Origin of the sequence: Streptomyces sp. NPDC056347 (genome assembly GCF_042262625.1) — a bacterium.
GTDB lineage: Bacteria > Actinomycetota > Actinomycetes > Streptomycetales > Streptomycetaceae > Streptomyces.
This window is the reverse complement of sequence record NZ_JBHJQP010000078.1, coordinates 1-26,081: the sequence shown is the minus strand read 5'-3', so window position 1 is coordinate 26,081 and position 26,081 is coordinate 1. Positions and strand designations below refer to the sequence as shown.

The window sequence follows — 26,081 nt, the reverse complement described above, 5'->3', positions numbered from 1 at the left end:
TGCTCCGCGGCCATCCTTCCGTACCGCTACTTCGCGCAGTAGCTGTACGGGAGATACGAGCGCTTGTCGCCCTGCGGGGCCCCGAGGAACTGCGCGTCCGTCAGGGTCTCCTTCTTGTGCTCGTCGGAGATGGAGAACCCGAGGCTCATACCGAGCGAGACCTCGAAGCCGAACTCCTGGGCGTCCGTCTGGCCGGTGTACTTCATCGTGCTCGACAGACCGTCCTGGTACATCAGCTGCTCGAACGGGTCGGTCCCGGCCGGCTTGCTCTCCATGTTGTGGTCGCCGAAGAGGTACTCGAAGGGGGCGGTGTTGTTGCCGGAGCCGTCCAGCCACTGCTCGGCGATGGCCCGCTTGGCCTCGGTGTCCGCGTCGGTGTCCTTGCCGAAGACGATCGAGTTCGTCTTGACCTGGATGCCGGTCTCGCCGGAGGAGTCGGTGCCGCTGACCTTGCCGCCGCGCTTGTCGCCGTCCTTCTTGCCGTTGTCGCCGCTGATGTCGCCCTTGTCGGACGTCGAGGTGCCCTCCAGGGTCTGCGTCATGTCGATGCGGACGATCTTCCCGGTCTTCTGGTCACGGGTGACGGTGACCGCCCCGGTCCGGCTGTCCTTCGCCCCGGCCGCGCCGCCGAACGGGCCCGCGTTGCCGCTGACCTTGCCCTCCAGCTCGAGCTTGGCGGTGTACGTGTACGACTCGTTGCCGTTCACGTCGTCCTTGGTGATGGTCACCTCGGGGGAGAACTTCGCCTTGCCGCCGAGCTTCGCGCCGAGCTTGGTGTCGTCGCCCGCGCTGATGGAGAGTCCGCCGTCCGCGTAGGCGTTGAGGCCGATCGTCGAGTACGAGATCTTCTTGTCGCCGATCTTCTTCTCGACGTCCTTCTTCTTGTCGGCCCACTTCATGCCGGAGTACCAGCCGCCGCCGTATCCACCGCTGTACTTGGTGGAGGTCTCCCACATCTTCATTTCCTCGATGTCGTCCCGCATCTTCTTGGCTTCTTCCTCGCTCTTGAAGACCCAGGTGTCACCGTTGGTGATCTTGATGCCGCCGCCGACATCGACGTCCGCCTTGCCCAGTTTGCCGAGCTTGATGCCCGGGGTGGAGGCGTTGGCACCGACCGAGGCGGCGTCGGTGAACGTCATGTAGACCAGCTTGTCGTTCCCGTCGACCTTGCCGTCACCGTTCACATCGGTGTTGGCCTGGCTGACCTTCTGCTGGAAGCCGTACTCGTTGCCCCACTCGAACCAGCCGATCTTCACCTTGTCGCCGACGGTGTCGGAGACGCTGGAGACCTGGCACATTTTGGGCTCGTAGTCGGCGTCCGTCTTCGGCTTCGCGGTGTTGTCGGTGCCGTTGTCGCCGCCGCCGCTGGAGCAGCCGCCCCCGCCGCCGCCCAGCGCGCCGATCGCGCAGCGGATGCGCTCGCCGATCTGCCCGCCGACGCCCGCCATCGACATCGCGCCGATCAGCGTGACGACCAGGACGACGACCCCGAGGTACTCCATGGCGGTGGCCCCGCCGTCCCGCCAGGAGTACGGCTGGTACGGGGCGGGCGCCTCCTCGTCGCCGCGGTCCTCCAGCAGCCGGTCGACGGCCAGGCCCGCGGCCGCGCCGGTCACCAGCGAGACGATCGGCATCAAGGTGCCCTCGACGCCCACCAGATGCCAGGACACGACGAGTCCGTAGACCAGCGCGGCCACCGGCACGGTGAGCGCGCCGCCGAGCGACATGAGCCGGGAGTCGCGGTACTCCTCGGGCAGCACCCGGGCGGAGGCCAGGACCGTGACCATGGTCGTGATGACGGCGGGTATGTGCAGCAGCGCGAGCCGCCAGCCGAAGCCGGCGAGCCGCTCGTCCGAGGCGAGCAGCTCGACGAGCCCGCGCGAGACCAGGTATCCGGCGGCGATGTAGACCAGCGCACCGGCGGCCCAGCTACGGGTCAGCGCGAAGAACGCCCCGCTGCTCGCGCCGGAGCCACCGCTCCTGCCGCCGGGAGGTACATGGCCCCGGCCTCCACTTCCCCAGCCCCCGCCACCAGTCACTGCTCTTCCTCTCCGACGCCCGCTCGCCCTGCTTGCCTTGCTTGCCCTGCGTGAGCCCGCGGTTCGGGATGCGGGCGTGGCCGTGAGCGTACGGGTGTACGAGCCGGGTGACCTGGGCCCTTGGCCCCAAAGTCGGGCCCAACGTGCGAAGCCCCGCCCTTCCCGTGGGGGTGCGGGAAGGGCGGGGCGGCGAGGGGGCGGGAAACTCCCGCGGGGTCAGTCCAGATCGTCGGCGAAGGTTCCGGCGCGCTCGGCGACCTCCGGGCGGCGGACCTTCAGGACGGCGAAGCCGACGACCCCGACGACGAGCGCGCCGACGAACACGTACGGCAGCACGTTCAGCGGGAACTCCGGGACCGGCCACAGGTTGCGGTAGAAGACGTAGACCATCGCGGCGGCCCCGATCAGGCCGAGGGCCCAGGTGACCAGCAGCCCCCGTGCCCCGATCCGGCGCACGAACAGCGGGGCGGCCAGACAGACCAGGGTGTAGCTGAGCATGTAGCCGAAGACACCGATGGTGTCGATGTACGACGTCGCGTTCAGCGGTGCCGTTCCCGCGCCGACCACGAGCACCGCCGGGACGACGACGAACGGGGTGATGACCCAGATCGCGGCGGACGGGGTGCGGTGGCGCGGGTGGGCGCGGCCGAGCCGGGCGGGCATCACGCCCTCGTTCGCCATGCCGAACAGGAGCCGGGCGGCGACGGTGATGCACGCCATCACCACGGCCACGAACGAGGCGGCGAACCCCGCGTGCAGGAAGAACTTCAGGAAGCCGAGCCCGGACATCTCCGCCAGCTCGTCCATCGGGTCGGAGCTCTTCCCCAGCGCGTCCGCCCCGCCGAACCCGGCGACCTGGGCGTACGTGGCGAACATGTAGAGCACACCGGCCAGTACCGCGCTGCCCATCACCGAGCGGGGGATCGCCTTGTACGGGTCGGTGGCCTCGGCGCCCAGCGAGGCGGCGCCCTCGAAGCCGACGAAGCCGAGCACACCCAGCACCACGGCGAAGACGATGCCGTCGAGGGTGGAACCGCTCAGGCTCAGCTGGTCGGTGTCGATGATGTTGCCGCTCTTGAAGAAGGCGGGCAGCAGCACGACCACGATCAGGACGATCGACACGACCTCCAGCACCGAGGCGACCCGCGCCGCCGTCCGCACACTGGCGATCGTCAGCCGCATCGCGACGGCGGCCAGCAGCACGTCCAGCAGGATCTGGCCGGTGATCCCGGTGAAGACCCCGATGCCGATCTGGTCGAGGGCGCGCGCCGTGTAGTAGCCGGCGCCCGCCAGCGAACCCGAGCCGATGCACACCGCGCCGATCAGCAGCGCCCAGCCGGTCACGAACGAGCCGGGCGCCCCGAGCGAGAGCCGGGAGAACGCGTACAGCGAACCGACCCCGGCCCGCCTGCGGGCGAAGACGCAGATGCAGTACGCGATGGCCAGCACGGCGGCCATGGCCAGGAAGAACGAGAACCAGGCACCGTTGCCCGCGGACGCCGCCATGCTGGCGGGGGCGAAGGCGATGACGGCGCTGGGCGCCACGTTCGCGACGCTCTGCGCGCCGACCTCGAAGGTGGAGACGGACCGGTGGGCCAGGCCGTCGGACGACGGGGCGGCGGTCTGCTTTCCGGCGGTGCTCATGTCCGGTCCTCCATCATCAGCAGCTGACGCAGCGCGTGACCGGCGGCGAGGTCGGCCAGCGCGTCGCCCGCCTCGTCCAGCGGACGCCGCGCCGAGATCATCGATTCCACGTCGAGCTCACCCGACACCACGAGGTCCACCAGGGCCGGGATGTCGCGGGCGGCGTCCACCGAGCCGTAGTTGGAGCCGAGGATGCGCTGGTCGGCCTCGGCGAGCGCGAGCGGGTCGAAGCGGGCCGTGCGGCCGGTCGGCGGGAGGCCGACGATGACGGCGGCGCCGCCCTGGCCGAGTGCCGCGATGGACTGCTCGGTGGTCTCGATCTTGCCGATCGCGTCGAACACGTAGTCGAGGCCCTCGGGGACCAGGGCGCGCAGCGCCGCGACGACATCGCCGTCCCGGGCGTCGACCGTGTCCGTCGCGCCGAGCCTGCGGGCCAGCTCCAGCTTCTCCGGGACGACGTCGACGGCGACGATCCGGCCCGCCTTCGCCAGCCGGGCGCCCTGCACGCAGGACAGGCCCACGCCGCCGCAGCCGATGACGGCGACGGTCGCGCCCTCCTCGACCCCCGCGGTGTTGCGGACCGCGCCGACCCCGGTGGCGATGGCGCAGCCGACCAGGGCGATCACGTCGAGCGGCGCGTCCTCGCGGACCTTGATCGCGCCGGAGGCCGGGACCACGACCCGCTCGGCGAAGGAGGAGACGCCCAGGTAGTGGTGGGCCTTCTCGCCGTCGACGGAGAGCCGGCTCGTCCCGTCGTACAGCACCCCGCCGGGCGCCACGACCTCGGCCACCAGGCTGCACGCGGCGGGCCGCCCAGCCAGGCAGAAGCGGCACTTGCCGCAGGAGGGCACCCAGGACAGCACCACGTGGTCGCCGACCGCCAGGCCGGTGACGCCCGCGCCGAGCGCGGTGACCACGCCGGAGCCCTCGTGGCCTAGCATGACCGGGACCGGGTGGTCCCACTCGCCGCGGATGACATGCAGGTCGGAGTGGCAGACCCCGGCCGCCGTCACGGCCACCTCGACCTCGCCGGGGCCGGGCGGGGCCAGCGTGACGTCGGCGACGGTCACCTCCTGGCCCGGGGACCGGAAGACGACGCCGCGCACCGTGCGGGCGGTGCTCTCTTGGAAGGACGGGGAGCTCATGGGCCTACTCCTCGGGGTGGTGCGGGAACGGAACGGGGGGAGGGGCGGCGCATACGGGTACGGCCGTCGAGGGGCGGCACGGAAGGCCGCCGAGGCGCCTTGTTTAGCGCCATTAAACTTTCGTCAAGTTTTACAGCACTAAACTCGATGGGTAAAGACCCTTTCGATATCCCTTTTGACCTGTGTCTTCCCCCGGCCACTGCCCGTGACGTCCCCGACAGGTAGCGTGTTCGCCATGTCCGAAGCCTCTGACAGCCACATGTCCACGATCGGTCCGCGACTGCGCGAGCTCCGCCAGTCGCAGCGGCTGACGCTGGCACAGGTCTCCGAGGAGGCGGGCGTCACCAAGGGCTTCCTCAGCCTCGCCGAGCGCGGCAAGACCTCGGTCTCGGTCCCGACCCTGATCCGTATCTGCGAGGCCCTGGGCACCGGCATCGCCACGCTCTTCGACTATCCGGACCAGGACGTCGTCAAGGGCGGCCTCGGCGCGAAGCTGGAGATGGGCGGGCACGGCATCGAGGAGTTCCTCCTCACCCCCGCCGAGGAACGGTACGTCCAGGTCATGCGGACGATCCTGCGGCCCGGCGGCGGCTCCGGCGGCGCGTACAGCCTGGAGGCCGAGACGGTCTTCGCGTACCTGGTACGCGGCACACTGCGGCTCACCGTGGACGGCGAGCCCAGACTCCTGGAGGCGGGCGACTCCACGACGTTCTCCGCGCGGGCCGCGCACGCCTGGGACAACCCCGGCGCGGAGGAGACCGAGGTCCTCTGGTCGATCGCCCCGGCCCTCCCGCTCTCCCGTACGAAGCTCAGGCCGTAGCCACGGCCACAGCCGTGGCGGATGTCCGGCCGGTCACTTCCCGTCGGTCCCGCTCTGCTCGACCGTCACCACGGCCCCCGGCCGGATGCCCCACTTCTCCATCGTCCCGGCCTCGGACTCGATCACGTGCCGGGCCCGCAGCCGGGGCAGCCCCAGCCGTCCGGGCTTCATCGTGTGCACCGCCACCACCCGGAACTTCCGGTCCAGGTACGCCACATCGATGGTGAACCGCATCCGGAAGCTGTGCACGCTCCCGCACGGGGTGATCATCAGGGCTCCGTCGATCCCGTCCTGCCCGAGCAGACCGCGGCTGCGGGCCCGGTAGGAGGCCGCGATCCGCAGCGGTATCGCCTCACCCCGCCCGCCCCGTCCGTCGGTGACCGTCAACGTGCCTCTGCCATTGCGCCATTGAGCCATGGCCAAGAAGGTAGCGCCAGGTGACGGCCGCTGGGTCCGGAACGGTACGCAGTGGGCCCCCGGACCCATGACCCGTTCCCGGCGGCCCGCCTAGGGTCGCCCTGTGGACGCCATGCTGACAGTGCTCGCCGCACTCTGGGGCACGGCCGCCGGACTGCTGGTCCCGCGCGCCGCCTACCGGTTCTCCGTGGAACCGGAGGAACCCTGGCGCGACGCCTGCCCGGCGGGCCACGCGCTGACCGGCGCCGCCCGCGGCTGGCTCGGCTCCACCCGCTGCGCGGCCTGCGCCGCGGCCCCGGCCGTCACCGTCCCGGCGGACGGGTCCGCCGAACGGCCCGCGGACGGCCCCGCCGACGCGACCGCGGGCGCTCCCGCCGAGGGCGCCGCCGAAGCCCCCGCCGGGCCGCCCGCCCACCCCGACGCCACCCCCCACCCCGACGCCACCCCCCACCCCGCCCGGTACGCTCCCGGCGTCCTGGTCCCCGTCGTCACCGCGCTGTCCTGCGCGGTCCTCGCCGCGGCCACCGGAACCCGCCCCGAGCTGGCCGCCTGGCTGCTGCTGGCACCCGTGGCCGTACTCCTGGCGACCATCGACCGCCGCGTCCACCGGCTGCCCGACCGGCTGACCCTGCCCGCCGCCGGGGCGGCCGCCGTGCTCCTCGGCATCGCGGCACTCCTCCCCGAACACGCGGGCTCCTGGCTCTCCGCGCTGCTCGGCGGCGCCGCCCTCGGCGGCTTCTACTTCGTGCTCTTCCTGATCAACCCGAACGGCATGGGCTTCGGCGACGTCAAACTCGCCCTCTCCCTGGGCACGGTCCTCGGCTGGTACGGCTGGGCCATGGTCTTCGCCGGGGGCTTCGCCGGATTCCTGCTCGGCGCGGCGTACGGGTTCGGGCTGATGGTCCTGAGGCGGGCGGGACGCAAGACCGGCATCCCGTTCGGCCCCTTCATGATCACGGGGGCGCTGCTGGGCATCCTGCTCGGCGCCCTGGCCGCCTGACGGCGCGGCCCGGTCCGGGGATATGCGCTCGCGCCGCCCGGCGCCCCGCTGACACCATGCCGGTATGCCCGCGACACCTGAAGCAGAGCGCGCCCGGTTCGACACGCTCGTGGCGGAGGCCGCCGCCGTCCCGGTCGACGGCTGGGACTTCTCCTGGCTCGACGGCCGCGCCACCGAACAGCGCCCCTCCTGGGGGTACGCCCGCGCCATGGCGGAGCGCATGGGCCGGGCCACCGCCGCGCTCGACATCCAGACCGGCGGCGGAGAGGTCCTGGCCTCCGTACCGAAGCTGCCGCCCCTCACCGTGGCCACCGAGTCGTGGCCGCCGAACGTCGCCCGTGCCACCGCGCTGCTGCACCCGCGCGGCGCGGCCGTGGTCGCCGACCCGGACGAACCGCCGCTGCCCTTCGGCGACAACGCCTTCGACCTGGTCGTCAGCCGTCACCCGGTGACGACCTGGTGGACGGAGATCGCCCGGGTCCTCACCCCCGGCGGCACGTACTTCTCGCAAGCGGTCGGCCCGGCCAGCGTCTTCGAGCTCGTCGAGTACTTCCTCGGCCCGCAGCCCCCCGAGGTGCGCGGCGCCCGCGATCCCGAACAGGCCCGGGCGGCCGCCGAGTCGGCCGGGCTGGAGGTCGTCGATCTGCGGTCCGAGCGGCTGCGTACCGAGTTCTTCGACATCGGCGCCGTCGTCTACTTCCTGCGCAAGGTGATCTGGATGGTGCCGGGCTTCACCGTCGAGGAGTACCGGCCCCGGCTCGCCGAACTGCACCACCTGATCGAGACCGAGGGGCCGTTCACCGCCCACACCACCCGCTTCCTGATCGAGGCCCGCAAACCGGCCGGCCCTCCGCGACCGCCCGCGGAGTGCGACCCTGGACGGTGAACGCCTGGGGAGGGAGCCGACCATGAGGGCGGGCAACGAGGAGGACGCACCGCGGGTCCCGCGGCAGCGGAGGGCCGACTGGCTCAGTGGCGTACGGATCACCGGGGTGCTCGGTGTCTTCTACCGCCCCGAGGGGCTGATCGCGGAGCCGGAGGCCGTCGAATTCCTGCTGGCCGACGGCCAGTCGCTGCTGCTGACCTGCGCATCGGACGGAAGCCTGCGGGTCGGGCCGGGCTCCTGGCCGGGCCTGCCCGACTGGTGCGTGCCGTCCGGGCAGTGGGAGTTCGCCACCGTCTCGGGCCTGCCGCGGCCGCCCGACGGCGGCTGGACGGTCGTCCGCACCGAGGAGCGCGGCGACGCCAACGGCCAGGTGCGCGAGGCCGTGATCCGCTGCGAGGGCGGCAGCTTCGTGGTCGGCGGCGGGGACACCGTGGCGATCCGCTTCACCCGCGGCCACCGCGGCGCCCCGTCCCCCACCTGACCGCGCGGCCCGACCGCGCCGCCGGGCCGCCCCGCCGCACACGCCGTACGCGCGTCCGCCCCGCCGCACGCGCCCCACGCGCCACCATCCCGCCCCACGCGCCACCATCCCGCCGCACGCGCCCTACGCGTGCGGCCCCACCGTCACCTCACCCACCGTCAGCTCCGCGTTCCCCTCCAGCACCTCACCGACCCGCGCCACCTCGGCCTCCAGCTCCCGCAGCAGCCGCCCCGGCAGCGGCGCCAGCGGCTCGACGGTGACCGCGATCCGACGGCCCGAACGCCGCTGGTGCCACACCCCGGCCGCCACGCCGTCGACCAGCAGCACCGGGAAGTTCCCCGCCTGACCGCCCGCCAGCGCCCGGGTGTACGCCGCGCCGGGGAAGAGCCGCTCGCGCGGCCGGGACGCGATGAGGAAGGCGTCGAAATAGGGGAGCAGCCGCACCCCGCGGGCCGGTTCCGCCGAGAAGCCGGTGTCGCCCGCCACCACCCACGCCGGCCCGCCCTCGTACGCCACCGGCTCGATCTCCCCGCGCGCCGCGAGCCCCTCGAACAGCTCCGCGGCCGGGCCCGGCGCCAGCGCCAGCCACTTCGCGAAGTGCGCGGGCGTGGCAGGTCCGTACGCGTGGAGATAGCGGCGCGCGAGAGCGGCCAGCGCCACCGGACCGTCGAGCGGTACGACATCGGGGCGGGTGTAGGTGACCTTGCGGCCCCGGTTCGGCGCGAAGCACAGCACCCCGCGGTGGCCCGCCAGATGCATCACCTGCCGCCAGCGCGGCCACATCCCCTGGAAGGCGGGCATCACCAGGTCCCCCGCCCACGCCCCGGCCCGCTCCACCACCGCCCCGGAGAGCTCGTCCACGGTCAGCTCGGCCCCGGCCAGCGCGTCCCCGATCGCCGCGAGCACCGTCTCGGTCTGCTCCGGCGTCATCCTGGCTTCCCCGGTGAACGGGCTGCGCCCGGCCGGCAGCGCGGACAGGGCCCCCGTCCACATCGCCAGCTCGTCGGCCGGCAGCAGGTGCACGGTGCCGCGCGGCCCGAAGGTCTTGACCAGGGTGCGGTCCCGCCACAGCGCCTCGCGCACCCCGGCCCGGGTCACGCCCGTGGTCCGCAGCCCGACGGACAGCTCGGCGGCCGAGAGGACCTGGGCGTGCGCGGCCGGCAGCGTACCGACCACCCCGGCGGGGGACAGGGCCGTGCGGGCGGTGAGTCCCTGGCGTTCCATCCGGCGGGCGTTCGCGGCGGACCAGGTCACGGGTGCGGTTCGGGTCGTCATGCCGGGAAGCTAGCCGCCCATCAGGTCAGGAGCTGTCCGCATCCGTGTTGTATCCGGAGAGTGATTGTCGAGTGGCGTGGCACGCGTCGGCACTTACGAAGGGTTATGGTGGAAACCCCCCCCTCGGGCCGGTCCGTATCCCCCCCCACGGACCGGCCCGTTTTTTGTGGGCCCGCGGCGCCGGTCGCACCGGCCCCGCGGAACCACCCGTCGCCTCAGCCCCGGCCGGCCCAGATGTTGGTGCCCTCGGTGTCCACGGCGAAGGTGTCGATCTCCTTCAGCTCCGCCCCGGTCAGCGCCGGTCCGGCGAGCGCCGCCACGTTCTCCTCCAGCTGCGCCACGCTCGACGCGCCGATCAGCGCGGACGTCATCCGGCTGTCCCGCAGCACCCAGCACAGCGCCAGCTGGGCGAGCGACTGGCCGCGCCGCTCGGCGATCGCGTTCAGTCCGTTCAGCCGGCGCACCACCTCGTCCGAGAGCAGCCCCGGGTCCAGGGACTTGCCCTGGGTGGCGCGGGAACCCTCCGGGATGCCCTTCAGGTACTTCCCGGTGAGCAGCCCCTGGGCGAGCGGCACGAAGGAGATGCAGCCCATGCCGGCCGTCTCCAGGGTGTCGAGCAGCCCGTCGTCCTCGATCCAGCGGTTGATCATCGAGTAGGACGGCTGGTGGATCAGGGCCGGCACGCCCATCTCCCGGAGCAGCCGGGCGGCCTCGGCGGTCTGCTCCGCGTTGTACGAGGAGACGCCCGCGTAGAGCGCCTTGCCCTGCTGGACGGCGGAGGCCAGCGCCCCCATCGTCTCCTCCAGCGGAGTATCGGGGTCGAAGCGGTGCGAGTAGAAGATGTCGACGTAGTCGAGGCCCATCCGCTTCAGCGAGGCGTCCAGCGACGACAGCAGGTACTTGCGGGAGCCCCACTCGCCGTACGGGCCGGGGTGCATGTCGTACCCCGCCTTGGTGGAGATGATCAGCTCGTCCCGGTAGGGCGCGAAGTCCTGGCGGAAGAGCTTGCCGAAGTTCAGCTCGGCGGAGCCGGGCGGCGGCCCGTAGTTGTTGGCCAGATCGAAGTGGGTCACCCCGAGGTCGAAGGCGCGGCGCAGGATCGCCCGCTGGGAGTCCAGCGTGCGGTCGTCGCCGAAGTTGTGCCAGAGGCCGAGGGAGACGGCGGGGAGCTTGAGACCGCTGCGGCCGGTGCGGCGGTACTCCATGGAGTCGTAGCGGGCGTCGTGGGCACGGTAATGAAGAGGAGAATCAGTCACGTTTCCCTCCTTATCACGGACTTGTGACAGACCGGGTTGGGCCGGTGCCCCGCCAGCGCAGTAATGTGGCGGCTTCGGGGACTGCCACGGCACGGCGGGGCGAAGCGCCCCGCGGACGAGTGCGGTGACCCCCGGGGGGACGGCCCCGGACCCCGGGCAGCGGGGGGCGGTCGGGCCCGCACGGAACCGAGAGGGTGAAACTCAGTGAACTTGCGCGACCTGGTGTACGGGCTCTACGCACGCCGGGTGGAGGCCCGCCTCGACCTCACCCAGGTGCCCAAGCACATCGGCGTCATCCTCGACGGCAACCGGCGCTGGGCGAAGGCGTCCGGCGGCACGGCCGCGCAGGGGCACCAGGCGGGCGCGGACAAGATCAAGGACCTGCTCGGCTGGTGCAGCGAGACGGACGTCGAGGTCGTCACGCTCTGGCTGCTCTCCACGGACAACTTCGACCGTCCCGAGTCCGAGCTGAAGCCGCTCCTCGGGATCATCGAGAACACCGTGCGCGACCTCGCCGCCGACGGCCGCTGGCGGGTCCATCACGTCGGCACGATGGACCTGCTGCCCTCCGACACCCAGACCGTGCTCAAGGAGGCCGAGCAGGCCACCCTCGGCGTCGACGGGATACTGGTCAACGTGGCCGTCGGCTACGGGGGCCGCCAGGAGATCGCCGACGCGGTCCGCTCGCTGCTGCTGGACCACTCCGCCAAGGGCACCTCCTTCGAGGACCTGGCCGAGATCGTCTCCACGGACATGATCTCCGAGCACCTCTACACCCGGGGCCAGCCCGATCCCGACCTGGTGATCCGTACCAGCGGCGAGCAGCGGCTGTCCGGCTTCATGCTCTGGCAGACCGCGCACTCCGAGTACTACTTCTGCGAGGTCTTCTGGCCGGCCTTCCGCAAGGTCGACTTCCTGCGCGCGCTGCGCGACTACGCCGCCCGCGGACGCCGCTACGGCGGCTGACACGCCTCCCGGGCGTCCCGCACGGCCCGCACGCCCCGGGCGGCATGGCTTCGGTTGTTCGAGGGAATACCCCTGACAGGTCGACGTCCGGTCGTAACCGGGCGGACGTCGTGTCCAAGCGAGCGGCATGGAGTCCGCTCCCCGGGAGGCCCTTTGCACACGAAGGACCGTAAGAACGACGCGGCCGACGCGGAGGGCCGGTTTCCGGCCCGTGCATCGGGGTCCCCGCCCGGTCATTCCTCTCCCATTGGGATGCTCCGCGACGCCGTCGCACCCCAACCTCGTCCGAGGGGGTACGTCCTTCCGTGGTGACCAGCACAAAGCGCCGCATTCCCGACAGGCGCACTTACGTTCTCGACACCAGCGTCCTGCTGGCCGATCCGAACGCCATGACCCGTTTCGAGGAACACGAAGTCGTGCTCCCGATCGTCGTGGTCACGGAACTGGAGGCCAAACGCCACCACCCGGAGCTCGGGTACTTCGCCCGTCAGGCGCTGCGCCTGCTGGACGACTTCCGCATCCGGTACGGCAGGCTCGACGCCCCGATCCCGCTCGGGGACCTGGGCGGCACGCTGCGCGTCGAACTGAACCACTCCGACCCCGGCGTACTGCCCGCCGGTTACCGGTTGGGGGACAACGACTCACGGATTCTCGCGGTCGCGCGCAACCTCCAGGCCGAGGGGTACGACGTCACGGTCGTCTCCAAGGACCTGCCCCTGCGCATCAAGGCGTCCTCGGTCGGCCTCCTCGCCGAGGAGTACCGTGCCGAACTCGCCATCACCGACTCCGGCTGGACGGGCATGGCCGAGCTCTCCCTCTCCGGCGAGCAGGTGGACCTGCTCTACGGCGAGGAGACGCTGTACGTCCCCGAGGCCGCCGAACTGCCCGTGCACACCGGGCTGGTCCTCCAGTCCGAGCGCGGCAAGGCGCTCGGCCGGGTCACCGCCGAGGGCAATGTGCGCCTGGTCCGCGGCGACCGGGAGGCCTTCGGCATCCACGGCCGCAGCGCCGAGCAGCGCATCGCGCTCGACCTCCTCCTCGACCAGGACGTCGGCATCCTGTCGCTGGGCGGCCGGGCGGGCACCGGCAAGTCGGCGCTGGCCCTGTGCGCCGGGCTCGAAGCCGTCCTGGAGCGCAGGCAGCACCGCAAGGTGATGGTCTTCCGCCCGCTGTACGCGGTCGGCGGGCAGGAGCTGGGCTACCTCCCCGGCACCGAGGCCGAGAAGATGAGCCCCTGGGCGCAGGCCGTCTTCGACACCCTCTCGGCGGTCGCCGGGCGCGAGGTCATCGAGGAGGTGCTGGGACGCGGGATGCTGGAGATCCTGCCGCTCACCCACATCCGGGGCCGCTCGCTGCACGACGCCTTCGTGATCGTCGACGAGGCGCAGTCGCTCGAACGGAACGTCCTGCTGACCGTGTTGTCCAGGATCGGGGCGAACTCCCGGGTGGTTCTCACCCATGACGTGGCGCAGCGGGACAACCTGCGGGTCGGCCGGTACGACGGAGTCGTCGCCGTGGTCGAGAAGCTGAAGGGGCATCCGCTCTTCGCGCATGTCACCCTCACCCGCTCCGAGCGTTCGCAGATCGCCGCCCTGGTGACCGAAATGCTGGAGGAAGGCCAGATCTGACAGGGGATGTGACCCACGGTGCCGCCCGGCGAGCGAAACAGCTTAGCCGGGCGTCGCCACGTCTCGGCTCTGTTTCCGAAAATCATCTGCTCCAAACGAGGTGTGAGCTTTCACACGCAACAGAGAATTGCTTCCCGGCGTGCCGTTCCGGCAGAGTCTTGCTTCCGTCAGGCCCCGCATACGGCACACCCGCACCTTTCGAGGTGCCATGCACCGCACAACTCAACAGACGCCGTCCGTATGCCGCCCGCGAGTACCACGCGGCGCTCCTTCGGGAGTCGCCCACCGGGCCCGTGCCTCCCGTGACCCAAGCAGTAGGGAGGCCAGCGCCAGGGGCACGATTGCGTCCGCGAGGTCACCTAAGCGGGCGATGCTGGAAGGACACCGTGTGAGCCGGATCTCGGTCCGGGGGTTCGCCGTGGCATCAGCCACCGCCGTAACCACCGTTGGCGCCGTCGTGGGCGTTGCGTCGGGCAGCACTCCCGCTGTCGACGACAACAACTTCGAGGCGACCGCAGCCGACACCACGCTGCTCGCAGACATCCCCGCGGGCCAGCAGGCCCAGGTACAGACAGCTTCGCTGACGCAGCAGGCCGACGCCCAGGCGTCCGCCGCCGACGCCGCGGCGAAGAAGTCCGTGGAGGAAGCGGCCCGCATCCAGGCCGCCAAGGACGCCAAGTCGAAGAAGGCGGCGGCCGAGCAGCGGGTCGAGCAGGAGCGCAAGAAGAAGGAGGAGCGGGCCAACCGTTCCTCGGTCCGCAGCGCCTCCAGCTTCGCCGCGCAGGGCTCGTACACCGCCGCCGAGGTCCAGGCGATCGCGCGGCAGATGGTCCCCGCCGGTCAGTTCCAGTGCTTCAGCAACATCGTGAACCACGAGTCCACGTGGAACTACCGGGCGTCCAACCCGTCGTCCGGTGCCTACGGCCTCGTGCAGGCGCTGCCGGCCTCCAAGATGGCCACCGCCGGTGCCGACTGGCAGACCAACCCGGCGACCCAGATCAAGTGGGGCCTCAACTACATGAACGGGAAGTACGGCAGCCCGTGCGGCGCCTGGTCCTTCTGGCAGCAGCACAACTGGTACTAGAACCCCAGAGGTTCCGGTTCCTCGCACACTGAGCCCCCCATCGTTCTACGGTGGGGGGCTTCGCGCGTGTACGGTCGGTTCCTGCGGCTCGGCCGGGGAGCGGCGGGGGACAGGACGGGGGAAAAGGAACGATCATGTCGAAACTTCCGGGGTGGCTCTCCCGGCTGGGCGCCGAACTGACCGACTTGGGCGACCGGCTGGAGCAGCGCAGGGCCGAGACCGAGTGCGAGGAGGCCCCGCCGCCGACGGCACCGCCGCCCGACGCCGTGCCGGAGGCCGCTGCCCCCGCCGAGCCGGAGGCGGAGAAGGAGGCCGGGAAGGAGGCCCCGCCCGCCGCGACGGCCGGCCATGTGCCGCCGCCGCCCTCGTACGCGCCGTCCGTCGCCGCCCGGCCCGATCCGGTCGCGGCGATTCCCTGGGGGATGCGTGTGGCGGCCGAGGCGGGCTGGCGGCTGCTGGTCCTCGCGGGCACCCTCTGGGTGCTGATGTGGATCATCAGCGCCGTGCAGCTGGTGGTGCTGGCCTTCGTCGCCGCGCTGCTCGTCACGGCCCTGCTCCAGCCGACCGTCGCCCGGCTGCGGCACCACGGGCTGCCGCGCGGACTGGCCACCGCCGTCACGGCGGTGCTCGGCTTCGTCATCATGGGCCTGGTCGGCTGGTTCGTGGTCTGGCAGGTGATGGACAACCTCGACACCCTCTCCGACAAGGTGCGCGACGGTATCGAGGAGCTGAAGCACTGGCTGCTCGACAGCCCCTTCCACGTCACCGAGCAGCAGATCAACGACGTCGCGAAGAACCTCAGCGACACCATCGGCACCAACACCGAGCAGATCACCACGGCCGGACTCCAGGGCGTCACCGTGATGGTGGAGGTCCTCACCGGCATGCTGCTGGCGATGTTCTCGACGCTCTTCCTGCTGTACGACGGGCGGCGGATCTGGCAGTGGGTGCTGAAGCTGGTGCCCGCCCAGGCCCGGCCGGGCGTCGCGGGGGCCGGGCCGCGTGCCTGGCGGACGCTGACCGCCTATGTGCGGGGCACCGTCATAGTCGCGCTGATCGACGCGATCTTCATCGGGCTCGGGATCTTCTTCCTCGATGTGCCGATGGCGGTGCCGCTGGCCGTCTTCATCTTCCTCTTCGCCTTCATCCCGCTGGTCGGCGCGGTGATCTCCGGGGCGCTGGCGGTGGTCGTCGCGCTGGTCACCCAGGGGGTGTTCGCCGCGCTGATGGTGCTGGCGGTGGTGCTCGCGGTGCAGCAGATCGAGGGCCATGTGCTCCAGCCGTTCATCCTGGGGCGCGCGGTGCGGGTGCATCCGCTGGCCGTGGTCCTCTCGGTCGCGGCGGGCGGTCTGATGGCGGGCATCGGCGGCGCGGTCGTCGCGGTCCCGCTGGTCGCGGTCACCAACACGGTGGTCGGCTATCTGCGGACGTACGGGCAGGAGGAGGCGTTGCGCCACGCCCCGGCGCCGCACGGGGCGACCGCGCTCGACGTCGCCCCGACGCCCGCCCCCGGCGCGACGTCCGGGACCGCCCCGGGCGGCGGAGGCGGCCCGAAGGACGGGTAGCGGCAAGGACATGACGAAGGGCCCCGTGGACGGTCGGTCGTCCACGGGGCCCTGCCGCGTACCGAGGAGGTACGCGAGGTACTACGGTCCTACTCGGCGAGCACGGCCTCGGCTTCGAGGGTCACGCCGACCGCCTGGATCACCGAGGCGATCTTGACGGCTTCCTGGACGGTCTCCCGGTCCACGCCGGACTTGCGGAGCACCTGCTCGTGCGAGTCCAGGCACTGGCCGCAGCCGTTGATCGCGGAGACCGCGAGCGACCACAGCTCGAAGTCGACCTTCTCCACACCGGGCTTGCCGATGACGTTCATCCGCAGGCCCGCGCGGAGCGTCCCGTACTCGGGGTCCGACAGCAGGTGCCGGGTCCGGTAGAAGACGTTGTTCATCGCCATGATGGCGGCTGCCGCCTTCGCGGCGGTGTACGCCTCCGCGGAGAGGTTGGCCTTCGCCTCAGGCTCCAGCTCGCGCAGCACCTTCGGCGAGCGCGAGGCGATCGCGCAGGCGAGGACGGTGCCCCACAGCTGCTGCTGCGGGAGCTCGCTGTTCCCGATCACCGAACCGAGGTTCAGCTTCAGGTCCTTGGCGAAGTCCGGTACGGCGGCCTTCAGTTCGTCGAGTGCCATGTCGCCGTCAGCTCACTCGCCCGAGAGGAGCGCGACCGGGTCGAGGGTGTTCTCGCCCTTGGTCCAGTTGCACGGGCACAGCTCGTCGGTCTGCAGGGCGTCCAGGACCCGCAGGACCTCCTTGGGGTTACGGCCCACGGAACCGGCGGTCACCATCGTGAACTGGATCTCGTTGTTCTGGTCGACGATGAAGACGGCGCGCTGCGCGAAGCCGTCCTCGCCCTCGATGCCGAGGTCACGCATGAGCTCGTGCTTCGAGTCGGCCATCATCGGGAAGGGCAGGTCGGTCAGGTCCGGGTGGTCCTTGCGCCAGGCGTGGTGCACGAACTCGGAGTCGCCGGAGAAGCCGAGGATCTGCGCGTCACGGTCGGCGAACTCGTCGTTCAGCTTGCCGAAGGCGGCGATCTCCGTCGGGCACACGAAGGTGAAGTCCTTCGGCCACGCGAAGACGATCTTCCACTTGCCCTCGTAGGTCTTGTGGTTGATCTGCTCGAATTCCTTGCCGCTCTCCAGCGAGACACAGGCAGTCAGGTCGAACTCGGGGAACTTGTCACCGACAGTGAGCACGCGCTCTCCTTGAAGCGTTGGAAATCCCTTTTGGGGTTTTCCTGAGGGTTGGACGAGATCCACCTTGGCACAGAGTGCATTGATCACGGAAATAGCTACACTTGCTCGTGATGATCGGAGGTGCCTATCAGTGGTGCAGAGCAATCAGGGCACTCGCCCCAAACAGCCCAGCCTCTCCCAGCTGCGTGCCTTCGTCGCCGTCGCGGAGTGCCTGCACTTCCGGGACGCCGCGGCATCGATCGGGATGAGCCAGCCCGCGCTCTCCGGGGCGGTGTCGGCGCTGGAGGAGACACTGGGTGTCCGGCTCATCGAGCGTACGACGCGCAAGGTGCTGCTCTCGCCGGCGGGGGAGCGGCTCGCGGCCAGGGCGCGGGCGGTGCTGGAGGCCGTCGGTGAGCTGATGGAGGAGGCCGAGGCGGTCCGGGCGCCGTTCACCGGAGTGCTCAGGCTGGGCGTGATCCCGACCGTCGCCCCGTATCTGCTGCCGACCGTGCTCGGGCTGGTCCACGAGCGCTACCCGGAGCTCGACCTCCAGGTCCACGAGGAGCAGACCGCCTCGCTGCTGGACGGGCTGGCCGCCGGAAGGCTGGACCTGCTGCTGCTCGCGGTACCGCTCGGGGTGCCGGGGGTGACCGAACTCCCGCTCTTCGACGAGGACTTCGTCCTGGTCATGGAGAAGGACCACTGGCTGGGCGGGCGCGCCGACATCCCGCGCGAGGCGCTGCGCGAGCTGCCGCTGCTGCTGCTCGACGAGGGGCACTGCCTGCGCGACCAGGCCCTGGACATCTGCCGGGAGGCCGGGCGCACCACGGGCGCCCCCGTCACCACGACCGCGGCCGGGCTCTCCACCCTGGTCCAGCTGGTCGCCGGCGGGCTCGGCGTGACGCTGCTGCCGCGTACCGCGCTGACCGTCGAGACCGGCCGCAACGACGCCCTGGCCACCGGCTACTTCACCGAACCGGCGCCGTCGCGGCGGGTCGCCCTGGGGATGCGGACCGGGGCGGCGCGGCAGGAGGAGTTCGAAGAACTCGCGGCGGCGCTGCGCCAGGCGATGGCGGCGCTGCCGGTCCGGGTGACCGACGGCGTGGGGGACGGGGCCGGCGCCTGAGGGGGAACGGCCGAAGGGGCGCGGCCCGCAGGCCACGCCCCCTCACCTCACCTCTCTACCGCCGCGTCACTCCGTACGCAGCCCTTCCGGCCGCATCATGCGCCACAGCGGAGGCAGCGACACCAGAGTGACCAGCGCAATCAGCGCCACGCCCGCACCGGCCATCGGCAGGAACAGCCACCAGTCGGTGACCTCCTTGTCGATCATGTAGATCAGGGTCGCGCCCAGGCCGAGCCCGCCCGCGACGGCCACCACCATGCCGATGACCACCGGTACCGCCGTCTGCCAGAGCACCGACCAGCCCAGCGTGGAGCGCTTCGTACCGAAGGCGACCAGCACCGAGAGCAGACGCTTGCGCTCACGCAGCTGTTCCAGCTGGGAGACCATCATCGAGGCCGCGATCAGCAGCAGCGTCGCCGTCCCGCCGACCTGGAGGCCGCGCTGCACGCTGGCGTACTTCTTGTCCCGGGCCTCCGACTGGAAGGTCGCCACCCGGGCGGTGGGGTCGCCCCGGGCCACCGTGTTCCGTACGTACTCCGCAACATCCGGCACGCTCGGGTCGATCGTGATCCGCGTCTCGGTCGTCGCGTCCGGCAGGGTGCTCGGGTCCACCGCGCCGAGGGTGGCCAGGATGCCGGTGGCGCCGTCGCCCAGCTCGGTGTTCCGGGCCGTGACGGTCCGGGCGTCGGCAGGCAGCGTCCACCGCACCGACTTCCTGGCGGGGCCACTGGACTCGATCAGGACGTCCTTGCCCTTGCGGGCCGTCCGGTCGATCCACCGCGACATGTCCTTGTCCTTCGCGGGGTGGGAGACGAAGGTGTCGCCGTCCTCGCAGGCGCCGATCCGGGCCATCTCGCGCAGGCTCGCGCAGTCGGCGATGGTCAGGCTGGTGGTCCGCTGGACCTCCTCGTCCTCGGAGCTGCCGGGGTGGGTGACGTAGACGCTGACCATGCCGACGACCGACTTGACGCCCTTGGTGGCCCGGAGCGCCTCGGCGGTCCGGGTGGCACCGTCCCGGGCGACCTTCTGGGAGTACGAGGAGAACTGGGCCCCCGAGGTGTTCTCGTCGATCAGCTTGTTGAACTCGTCGCCGACCGCGGCGAACATCATCTGCAGCGCCACCGCGCCCGCGACCGCCACCGTGATCCCGCTGACCGCCCGGGAGGCCGTCCCGCTGCTCAGCTGGAGCCTGCGGACGGCGAGCTGCCAGGAGACCGGGCCGCCGTTCAGCCGGTTCACCAGCGCCTCGACCAGCCAGGGCAGCAGCAGCGCGAGACCGACCAGGACCAGCACCGCCCCGCCCGCGATCGGATACGGATTGACCGGGCCGTACGCGTCGACCTTGCCGGTCAGACCGAGCACCGCCAGGCCGGCGAGCGGCACCGGCAGCCGCCACCAGATCCGGCGCCCGCGGCTGCGGCCGTTGCGGATGACGCCGAGGGGCTCGATCACCACCGCGCGCATCGCGCCGAGCGTCACCACCACCGCCGTCAGCGGCACCGCGACGACCACCAGCGCCGTCAGCAGGGGATCGGGCACCAGGTCGGCCGGGAAGACGCTGACGTTCCACACCTCGATGCCGCCGACGAACTCCCGGCCCGCGAAGAAGAACACCACACCCGTCACCACGCCGAGGAGCGCCCCGAACAGGGCCTCGCCCGCAGCGATCCGCCGGGTCATCCGGATGTCCGTGCCGACCAGGCGCAGCGCGGCGAGCCGGCGGTCGCGGCGCTCGCCGCCGAACCGCACCGCGGTCACGATGAAGATCGCGACCGGCATCAGCAGCACCACGCAGATCATGATGATCAGCACGATCAGGATGGGCGGCATCTCCTCGCCCATGTTCCGGTCGCCGTACCCGGCGAGCCGCTGGCCGCCCCGGTCGGTGCTCAGGGTGCCGTCGCCCGCGTAATAGATCAGGTCGCCCGGCGAGACCAGGCCCGGGTCGGCGATCGTGCCGGTGATCCGGTACGGCAGCCGGTCCTTGAGGAGGGCGCCGTCGGACGATTCCAGCAGCTCCTTCAGCGCGGGGGAGACCACGGCCTCGCCCGGGGCGGGGAAGCGGTCGACGCCCGGCGGGCGCACCGGGTGCGCGCCGTCCGCGCGCATCAGCTGGCCCTCGACGACGCGGCCGCGGAACTCCGTCTCGACGTCGAACCGCAGCACCGAGACGTCCGACTTCGGGGCCGGCTTGCCCGGTGAGTAGTCGATGACGCTCGCGGCGCGGGCCGCGCTGCGGTCGGAACGCTGCTGGAGCATGTGCGGCACGGAGGCGGCGGTCAGCAGCAGGGCCACGCCGAGGCCGACGCCGACGGCGGTCAGCGCGGTGCGGATCCAGCCCTCGCGGCCGCCGCCGGCGCCGAAGCGCATGCCGAGGCCGAGGTCGCGTATCCAGGCCGCGAGGCCGGTGGGGGCGGTGGGGCGAGGAACGGCGGGCGGGGCCGACGCGTTCTTCTCGTCGAGCAGGGTCATCCGATGTGCTCCAGGTCGCGGGTCCGCCCGTCGCGCACGGTGACGTCGCGGTCGGAGTAGGCGGCCACCCGCGCCTCGTGGGTCACCAGGACCACGGCGACGTTGGTGGACCGGGCCGCCTCGGTGAGCAGCTGCATCACGCGCTCGCCGTTCAGCGAGTCCAGCGCGCCGGTCGGCTCGTCCGCGAAGATCACCTTCGGGGACGCGGACAGCGCGCGGGCCACGGCGACGCGCTGGCCCTGGCCGCCGGAGACCTCGCCCGGACGCTGGGAGGCGACGTTGTCGACCTCCAGCCGCTCCAGCCAGTGCAGGGCGGTGCGCTCGGCCTCCTTGCGCTTGGCCCCCGCCAGCCGCAGCGGCAGCGCGACGTTCTCCACGCAGGTCAGCTCAGGGACGAGCTGGCCGAACTGGAAGACGAAGCCGAACTCGGTACGGCGCAGTGCGCTGCGCTCGGAGTCCGACATGGCGGAGAGCTCGCGGCCCGCGTAGGTGATCGTGCCCCGGTCCGGGGTGACGATGCCCGCGAGGCAGTGCAGCAGGGTCGACTTGCCGGAGCCGGAGGGGCCCAGCACGGCGACGACCTCGCCGGGGTGGATCGAGAAGGACGCGCCGTCGAGCGCGGGCGTCCGGTTGTACGTCTTGTGCAGGCTGTCGGCGCTGAGCAGGGAACCGGCGGGGATCACGCGCCCACCTCCATGGCGAGTCGGTCGAGCCGGGCGGCGGTCAGTTCCAGCCAGCGCAGATCGGCTTCGAGGTGGAAGAGCGCGTGGTCGCAGATCAGCTGGTCGGCCAGATCGCCCTTGCGCTTGCGGTCGGTGAGGATGCGCATCAGGCGCAGGTGCTCGGCGCGCTGGGTGTCCAGCAGGGACTCGGCGCTGCGCCCGGTGAGCAGGGCCAGGACGACCTTGGTGTAGAGCGTCGACTGGAGGTACGGCTCGGGCTTCTCCGGCTGCGAGAGCCAGGCGCCGACATCGGTGATCCCGGCCTCGGTGATGGCGTAGCGCTTGCGCTCGGGGCCGCCGCCGCTCTCGATGCCGTCGACCTCGACGAGGCCGTTCTTGAGCAGCCGGGACATGGTCGAGTAGACCTGCCCGTAGTGCAGGGGGCGGTCATGGCCGAACTTCTCGTCGAACTCGCGTTTGAGGTCGTAGCCATGGCGGGGGCCGGACTCCAGGAGCCCGAGCAGGGTGTGGCCGATAGACATGCGGAGCACTGTACACGGTGTGTATACCCGCGATGTATACCCCTGGTGCATACCCTGGTCGCCGCTCCGCGCCGCTGTGGAATTCAGGCCTCCGGTGCCTCCCGCGTCTCCTGCGGCCCGCCCGGCTCCGAGGTCTCCCGCGTCTCTCGCGGCTCGCCCGGCTCCGGGGCCTCGCGCGTCTCTCGCGGCTCACCCGGCTCCGGGGTCTCGTGCGGCCCCCGCGCCTCCCGCGAGTCCTTCGGGGGGCGGCCCCGGCGGGGGATCGGCCTCGCCGTGCCCGGCAGCCGGCCCGCCTCCGCCAGCGCCCTGCGCAGCAGGAACTCGATCTGGGCGTTCGCGCTGCGCAGCTCGTCGGACGCCCAGCGGGCCAGCGCGTCGTGGACCGCCGGATCCAGCCGCAGCAGCATCTGCTTGCGCTGCGGCGGGGTCCGGCGGGCCGGGGTCTGTTCGGTCACTGGTAAAGAGTGCCCGTGTTCAGGACCGGCTGGGCCGCGCGGTCGCCGCACAGCACCACCATCAGGTTGCTGACCATCGACGCCTTGCGCTCGGCGTCGAGCTCGACGATGTCCTGCTCGGCGATCCGGGTCAGCGCCATCTCGACCATGCCGACCGCACCCTCGACGATCTGCTGCCGGGCCGCGACCACCGCACCGGCCTGCTGGCGCTGGAGCATCGCGGAGGCGATCTCCGGGGCGTACGCGAGGTGGCTGAAGCGCGACTCGATGATCCGTACCCCGGCGGCCTGCACCCGGGCGGTGAGCTCCACGGCCAGCTTCTCGGTGATCTCCTCGGCGTTGCCGCGCAGCGAGAGCCCGCCCTCGTCGTGGGCGTCGTAGGGGTACTCGATCGCGATGTGCCGGACCGCGGCCTCGGTCTGGGTGGCGACGAACTCCAGGAAGTCGTCCACCTCGAAGAGTGCCTGGGCGGTGTCCTCGACCTTCCAGACGACGATCGCGGCGAGCTCGATCGGGTTGCCGTAGGCGTCGTTGACCTTGAGGACGGCGGTCTCGTGGTTGCGGACCCGGGTGGAGATCTTGCGGCTGCTGGTGAGCGGGTTGATCCAGCGCAGCCCGTCGGTGCGGATCGTGCCGACGTACCGGCCGAAGAGCTGGATCACCCGGGCCTCGCCCGGTGCGACCATCTTCACACCCGTCATGCAGAAGAACGAGGCGATGGCGAGCAGTACCCCGAAGATGCAGACCGGGACGCCCACCGCGTTGTTGCCGTTCGAGCCGACGACGCCGCCGACGATCGCGAGGCCGATGCCGCCGATCACCCCGAGCACCGTCAGGAGCAGGCCGAGGCCGCCGGGGATGCTGTGTGCCGTCACCTCTCTCACCTGGGGTTCGGGCATCTGCGGGGCGTCGGGCGCGAGGTCGGTGTCCTGGGTGGTGGCGTCGTGCCCGGTGTCGTGGCCGGTCATGGGGTCCCCCGTTTCGAAGGCGTGCTCGGTGCTAGCAATGTGATTACACATTACCCCGGATGGCAACCTTGAGGGCCTCTCGGGAGTCGGTTCCCTCAGGAGCGGGTGCTGATTGTCACGTCCACAAAAGACCGCATCTCTTGCTTTTCGTCCTTGCCGACGGTGTTAGCTGGCTGGGCTGAGCTGAGCGGGTCGAGCAGAGAAACAGGAGCAAAACAGCGATGGGTCGAGCGGATGCGCGGCGAGCCCAGAGAAGGGCTGCGAAGAGCGGCGGCATACGCAGACTCTTCACCTGGCGGAAGCTGCTGGGTGCCTTCTTCGGGTTCTGCCTGCTGGTCATGGGCGCCTTCGTCGCCCTCTACCTGTACGTGGACATCCCGAAGGCCAACGCCCTGGCCGAGCGGCAGAGCAACGTCTACCAGTACAGCGACGGGTCACTGATGACCCGGACCGGCGACGGTGTCAACCGCCAGATCGTCGACCTGTCCGAGGTGCCCCTGAAGGTGCAGCACACCTTCGTCGCCGCCGAGAACAAGACGTTCTACGACGACAAGGGCATCGACCTGAAGGGCACCGCGCGCGGTCTGCTCAACACCCTCAGCGGCAAGGGCAAGCAGGGTGGTTCGACCATCACCCAGCAGTACGTGAAGAACTACTACCTGACGCAGGACCCGACGATCAGCCGGAAGCTCAAGGAACTGGTGATCTCGCTCAAGGTCGACAGCAAGAAGAGCAAGGAGTACATCCTCGCCGGGTACATCAACACCGCCTACTACGGGCGCGGCGCCAGCGGCATCCAGGCCGCGGCGCAGGCGTACTACGGCGTCGACGCCTCGGACCTCACCGTCTCCCAGGGCGCCTACCTGGCCTCCGTGCTCCAGGCCCCCAGCCAGTACGACTGGCAGACCGCGAGCGAGACCGGCAGGAAGCTGGTCAAGGACCGCTGGGGCTACACCCTGGACAACATGGTCGAGATGAAGTGGCTCGACCGGGCCGAGCGCGACAAGCTGAAGTTCCCCGTCCCGCAGAAGGCCAAGCCCGCCAAGGGCATGGAGGGCCAGACCGGGTATCTCGTCGAGGCCGCCAACGAGGAGCTGCGCAAGCAGGGCGTCACCGACGAGATGCGGCAGGCCGGCGGCTGGACCTTCACGCTCAACATCGACAAGAAGAAGCAGAAGCAGCTGGAGGAGTCCGTCGACCGCCAGCTGGAGTCCAAGCTGGACCGCAAGGGCAACAAGGTCGACGCGACCGTCCAGGCGGGCGCCACGTCCCTGAACCCGAAGACCGGCGCCGTCGTCGCGATGTACGGCGGGGTGGACTACGTCAAGCACTACTTCTCGAACGCCACCCGCCGGGACTTCCAGCCCGCCTCCACCTTCAAGCCGCTGGTGTTCGCCTCCGCGCTGGAGAACGGGTCCAAGACCCAGGACGGCGACCTGATCGGCGTCAACACCCGCTACGACGGCACCAGCAGGCGGCCCGTCGTCGGCAGCGACACCCCGTTCGACCCGGAGAACGAGGACGACCGGAGCTACGGCTCCGTCACCGTGCAGAAGGCGATGAACGCGTCGATCAACTCCGCCTTCGCGCAGATGGTCGTCGACGTCGGCCCGGCCGAGGTGAAGAAGACCGCACTGGCCCTCGGTCTGCCGGACAAGAACTTCCCCGAACGCCCCGCCATCACGCTCGGCACCATGAACGCCTCGACCTGGGACATGGCGGGCGCGTACGCCACGCTCGACAACCACGGCAAGAAGGTCACCCCCTTCATCGTGAAGTCCGCCAAGCACCGCGACCGGACCGTCGACCCGGTCGAGGGCATCGGCAAGCAGGTGATCAGCCGCAAGTCCGCCGACACCGTCACCTCCGTGCTGACCGGTGTCGTGGACGCCGGCTCCGGCCAGGCCGCCAACACCGGCGCCTACGACGCGGCGGGCAAGACCGGCACCTCGGAGAACAACAAGTCGGCCTGGTTCGCCGCCTACACCCCCGAGCTGACCACCGTCGTCGCGCTCTTCGGCGAGTCCCCCGACGGCGGCAAGCAGGTCAGCCTGACCGGCACCGCCAATTCCGGCCGGGCCAACGGCGGCGGCTTCCCGGCGGAGATCTGGGCGGACTACACGCTCGGCGCGCTGGGCGGCGGCTCCACCACCCGGTTCGACCTGGAGGACGTCGAGCGCGGCCAGGCCACCGTCCCGAACTCGCCTACGGCGCCCCCCTCGCAGTCCGCGAGCACCGACACCAGCCCGAGCAAGTCGCCGGACACCCCCTCGCAGCAGCCGACCCAGTCGCCGGACGTACCGCCGAGCCAGTCGCCCGAGGTGCCGCCCAGCCAGTCGCCGGAGGTGCCGCCGCCGAGCCAGTCCCCGGAGCAGCCGGGCGACGGGCTGGACAACGGTCGCCCCGGCCAGGGCGGCGGGAACAACGCCGTGGCCGGTCAGTGAGCAAGGGGTGAGGGGCGGTGCCGGATTCCGGCAC

At 71.1% G+C, this 26,081-nt stretch carries 23 protein-coding genes; 10 read left to right on the top strand and 13 right to left on the bottom strand.

Features of this window, described 5'->3' with window-relative positions:
• Positions 1-26 precede the first annotated feature (26 nt).
• From ACFCV8_RS19440 to ACFCV8_RS19430, 3 genes are all read right to left on the bottom strand, one after another.
• Positions 27-2,039, bottom strand: coding sequence for a hypothetical protein (locus ACFCV8_RS19440; protein WP_376686602.1), 2,013 nt, complete (start codon positions 2,037-2,039; stop codon positions 27-29).
• 216 nt (positions 2,040-2,255) lie between these two features.
• The gene (locus ACFCV8_RS19435; RefSeq protein ID WP_376686601.1) at positions 2,256-3,683 is read right to left on the bottom strand and encodes an APC family permease; all 1,428 of its coding nucleotides are present in this window, start codon (positions 3,681-3,683) and stop codon (positions 2,256-2,258) included.
• Complete coding sequence (locus tag ACFCV8_RS19430; protein WP_376686600.1) at positions 3,680-4,828, bottom strand: Zn-dependent alcohol dehydrogenase; 1,149 nt, start codon at positions 4,826-4,828, stop codon at positions 3,680-3,682. Before ACFCV8_RS19430 ends, ACFCV8_RS19435 begins: the two co-directional genes overlap by 4 nt.
• A 235-nt stretch (positions 4,829-5,063) precedes the next feature.
• Between ACFCV8_RS19430 and ACFCV8_RS19425 the strand changes: the two genes are divergently transcribed.
• On the top strand, positions 5,064-5,648 hold the full coding sequence (locus tag ACFCV8_RS19425) for a helix-turn-helix domain-containing protein (protein WP_376686599.1): 585 nt from the start codon (positions 5,064-5,066) through the stop codon (positions 5,646-5,648).
• A gap of 33 nt (positions 5,649-5,681) precedes the next feature.
• Here ACFCV8_RS19425 and ACFCV8_RS19420 read toward each other — a convergent pair whose 3' ends face one another.
• A complete protein-coding gene (locus ACFCV8_RS19420; RefSeq protein ID WP_376686598.1) occupies positions 5,682-6,065 on the bottom strand; it encodes a DUF192 domain-containing protein in 384 nt (127 codons plus the stop codon).
• Between the two features lie 103 nt (positions 6,066-6,168).
• On the opposite strand from ACFCV8_RS19420, the gene ACFCV8_RS19415 reads away from it, so the two are divergent.
• From ACFCV8_RS19415 to ACFCV8_RS19405, 3 genes are all read left to right on the top strand, one after another.
• On the top strand, positions 6,169-7,065 hold the full coding sequence (locus ACFCV8_RS19415) for a prepilin peptidase (protein WP_376686597.1): 897 nt from the start codon (positions 6,169-6,171) through the stop codon (positions 7,063-7,065).
• A gap of 64 nt (positions 7,066-7,129) precedes the next feature.
• Positions 7,130-7,951 (top strand): class I SAM-dependent methyltransferase, encoded by an 822-nt coding sequence (locus tag ACFCV8_RS19410; RefSeq protein ID WP_376686596.1) that lies wholly within the window; start codon positions 7,130-7,132, stop codon positions 7,949-7,951.
• A gap of 22 nt (positions 7,952-7,973) precedes the next feature.
• Positions 7,974-8,432: a hypothetical protein gene (locus ACFCV8_RS19405; protein ID WP_376686595.1), complete on the top strand. Its 459-nt coding sequence runs from the start codon at positions 7,974-7,976 to the stop codon at positions 8,430-8,432.
• A 123-nt stretch (positions 8,433-8,555) separates the two neighbouring features.
• Here ACFCV8_RS19405 and ACFCV8_RS19400 read toward each other — a convergent pair whose 3' ends face one another.
• Both ACFCV8_RS19400 and mgrA read right to left on the bottom strand, forming a co-directional pair.
• Positions 8,556-9,707 carry a winged helix DNA-binding domain-containing protein gene (locus tag ACFCV8_RS19400; protein ID WP_376686594.1) on the bottom strand — a complete coding sequence of 384 codons (1,152 nt, stop codon included), beginning with the start codon at positions 9,705-9,707 and terminating at the stop codon, positions 8,556-8,558.
• Positions 9,708-9,922: 215 nt separating this feature from the next.
• On the bottom strand, positions 9,923-10,963 hold the full coding sequence (gene mgrA / locus ACFCV8_RS19395; RefSeq protein ID WP_376686593.1) for an L-glyceraldehyde 3-phosphate reductase: 1,041 nt from the start codon (positions 10,961-10,963) through the stop codon (positions 9,923-9,925).
• Positions 10,964-11,167: 204 nt separating this feature from the next.
• Between mgrA and ACFCV8_RS19390 the strand changes: the two genes are divergently transcribed.
• From ACFCV8_RS19390 to ACFCV8_RS19375, 4 genes are all read left to right on the top strand, one after another.
• Positions 11,168-11,929 carry an isoprenyl transferase gene (locus ACFCV8_RS19390; protein ID WP_376686592.1) on the top strand — a complete coding sequence of 254 codons (762 nt, stop codon included), beginning with the start codon at positions 11,168-11,170 and terminating at the stop codon, positions 11,927-11,929.
• 305 nt (positions 11,930-12,234) lie between these two features.
• Complete coding sequence (locus ACFCV8_RS19385) at positions 12,235-13,557, top strand: PhoH family protein (protein ID WP_376686591.1); 1,323 nt, start codon at positions 12,235-12,237, stop codon at positions 13,555-13,557.
• A 388-nt stretch (positions 13,558-13,945) separates the two neighbouring features.
• Entirely contained in the window at positions 13,946-14,641 is a 696-nt protein-coding gene (locus tag ACFCV8_RS19380) for a lytic transglycosylase domain-containing protein (protein WP_376686590.1), read from the top strand.
• A 134-nt stretch (positions 14,642-14,775) separates the two neighbouring features.
• The gene (locus tag ACFCV8_RS19375; protein ID WP_376686589.1) at positions 14,776-16,206 is read left to right on the top strand and encodes an AI-2E family transporter; all 1,431 of its coding nucleotides are present in this window, start codon (positions 14,776-14,778) and stop codon (positions 16,204-16,206) included.
• 89 nt (positions 16,207-16,295) lie between these two features.
• Here ACFCV8_RS19375 and ACFCV8_RS19370 read toward each other — a convergent pair whose 3' ends face one another.
• Together ACFCV8_RS19370 and ACFCV8_RS19365 are read right to left on the bottom strand one after the other, a co-directional pair.
• Positions 16,296-16,829, bottom strand: a complete 534-nt coding sequence (locus ACFCV8_RS19370; protein ID WP_376686588.1) for an alkyl hydroperoxide reductase — start codon at positions 16,827-16,829, stop codon at positions 16,296-16,298.
• Between the two features lie 12 nt (positions 16,830-16,841).
• On the bottom strand, positions 16,842-17,396 hold the full coding sequence (locus ACFCV8_RS19365; RefSeq protein WP_031083404.1) for a peroxiredoxin: 555 nt from the start codon (positions 17,394-17,396) through the stop codon (positions 16,842-16,844).
• Positions 17,397-17,526: 130 nt separating this feature from the next.
• Between ACFCV8_RS19365 and ACFCV8_RS19360 the strand changes: the two genes are divergently transcribed.
• A complete protein-coding gene (locus ACFCV8_RS19360; protein ID WP_376686587.1) occupies positions 17,527-18,504 on the top strand; it encodes a hydrogen peroxide-inducible genes activator in 978 nt (325 codons plus the stop codon).
• Between the two features lie 66 nt (positions 18,505-18,570).
• On the opposite strand, the gene ACFCV8_RS19355 is transcribed toward ACFCV8_RS19360, so the two are convergent.
• The 5 genes from ACFCV8_RS19355 to ACFCV8_RS19335 form a co-directional block, all read right to left on the bottom strand.
• Entirely contained in the window at positions 18,571-20,976 is a 2,406-nt protein-coding gene (locus ACFCV8_RS19355) for an ABC transporter permease (protein ID WP_376686586.1), read from the bottom strand.
• Positions 20,973-21,659, bottom strand: coding sequence for an ABC transporter ATP-binding protein (locus ACFCV8_RS19350; RefSeq protein WP_376686585.1), 687 nt, complete (start codon positions 21,657-21,659; stop codon positions 20,973-20,975). Before ACFCV8_RS19350 ends, ACFCV8_RS19355 begins: the two co-directional genes overlap by 4 nt.
• The gene (locus tag ACFCV8_RS19345) at positions 21,656-22,180 is read right to left on the bottom strand and encodes a PadR family transcriptional regulator (RefSeq protein WP_376686584.1); all 525 of its coding nucleotides are present in this window, start codon (positions 22,178-22,180) and stop codon (positions 21,656-21,658) included. Before ACFCV8_RS19345 ends, ACFCV8_RS19350 begins: the two co-directional genes overlap by 4 nt.
• A gap of 83 nt (positions 22,181-22,263) precedes the next feature.
• Positions 22,264-22,635 carry a hypothetical protein gene (locus ACFCV8_RS19340; RefSeq protein WP_376686583.1) on the bottom strand — a complete coding sequence of 124 codons (372 nt, stop codon included), beginning with the start codon at positions 22,633-22,635 and terminating at the stop codon, positions 22,264-22,266.
• The gene (locus ACFCV8_RS19335) at positions 22,632-23,603 is read right to left on the bottom strand and encodes an SPFH domain-containing protein (RefSeq protein WP_376686582.1); all 972 of its coding nucleotides are present in this window, start codon (positions 23,601-23,603) and stop codon (positions 22,632-22,634) included. Before ACFCV8_RS19335 ends, ACFCV8_RS19340 begins: the two co-directional genes overlap by 4 nt.
• Positions 23,604-23,824: 221 nt before the next feature.
• Here ACFCV8_RS19335 and ACFCV8_RS19330 point away from each other — a divergent pair, with 221 nt between their 5' ends.
• Positions 23,825-26,047 carry a transglycosylase domain-containing protein gene (locus ACFCV8_RS19330; protein ID WP_376686581.1) on the top strand — a complete coding sequence of 741 codons (2,223 nt, stop codon included), beginning with the start codon at positions 23,825-23,827 and terminating at the stop codon, positions 26,045-26,047.
• Positions 26,048-26,081: the final 34 nt, after the last annotated feature.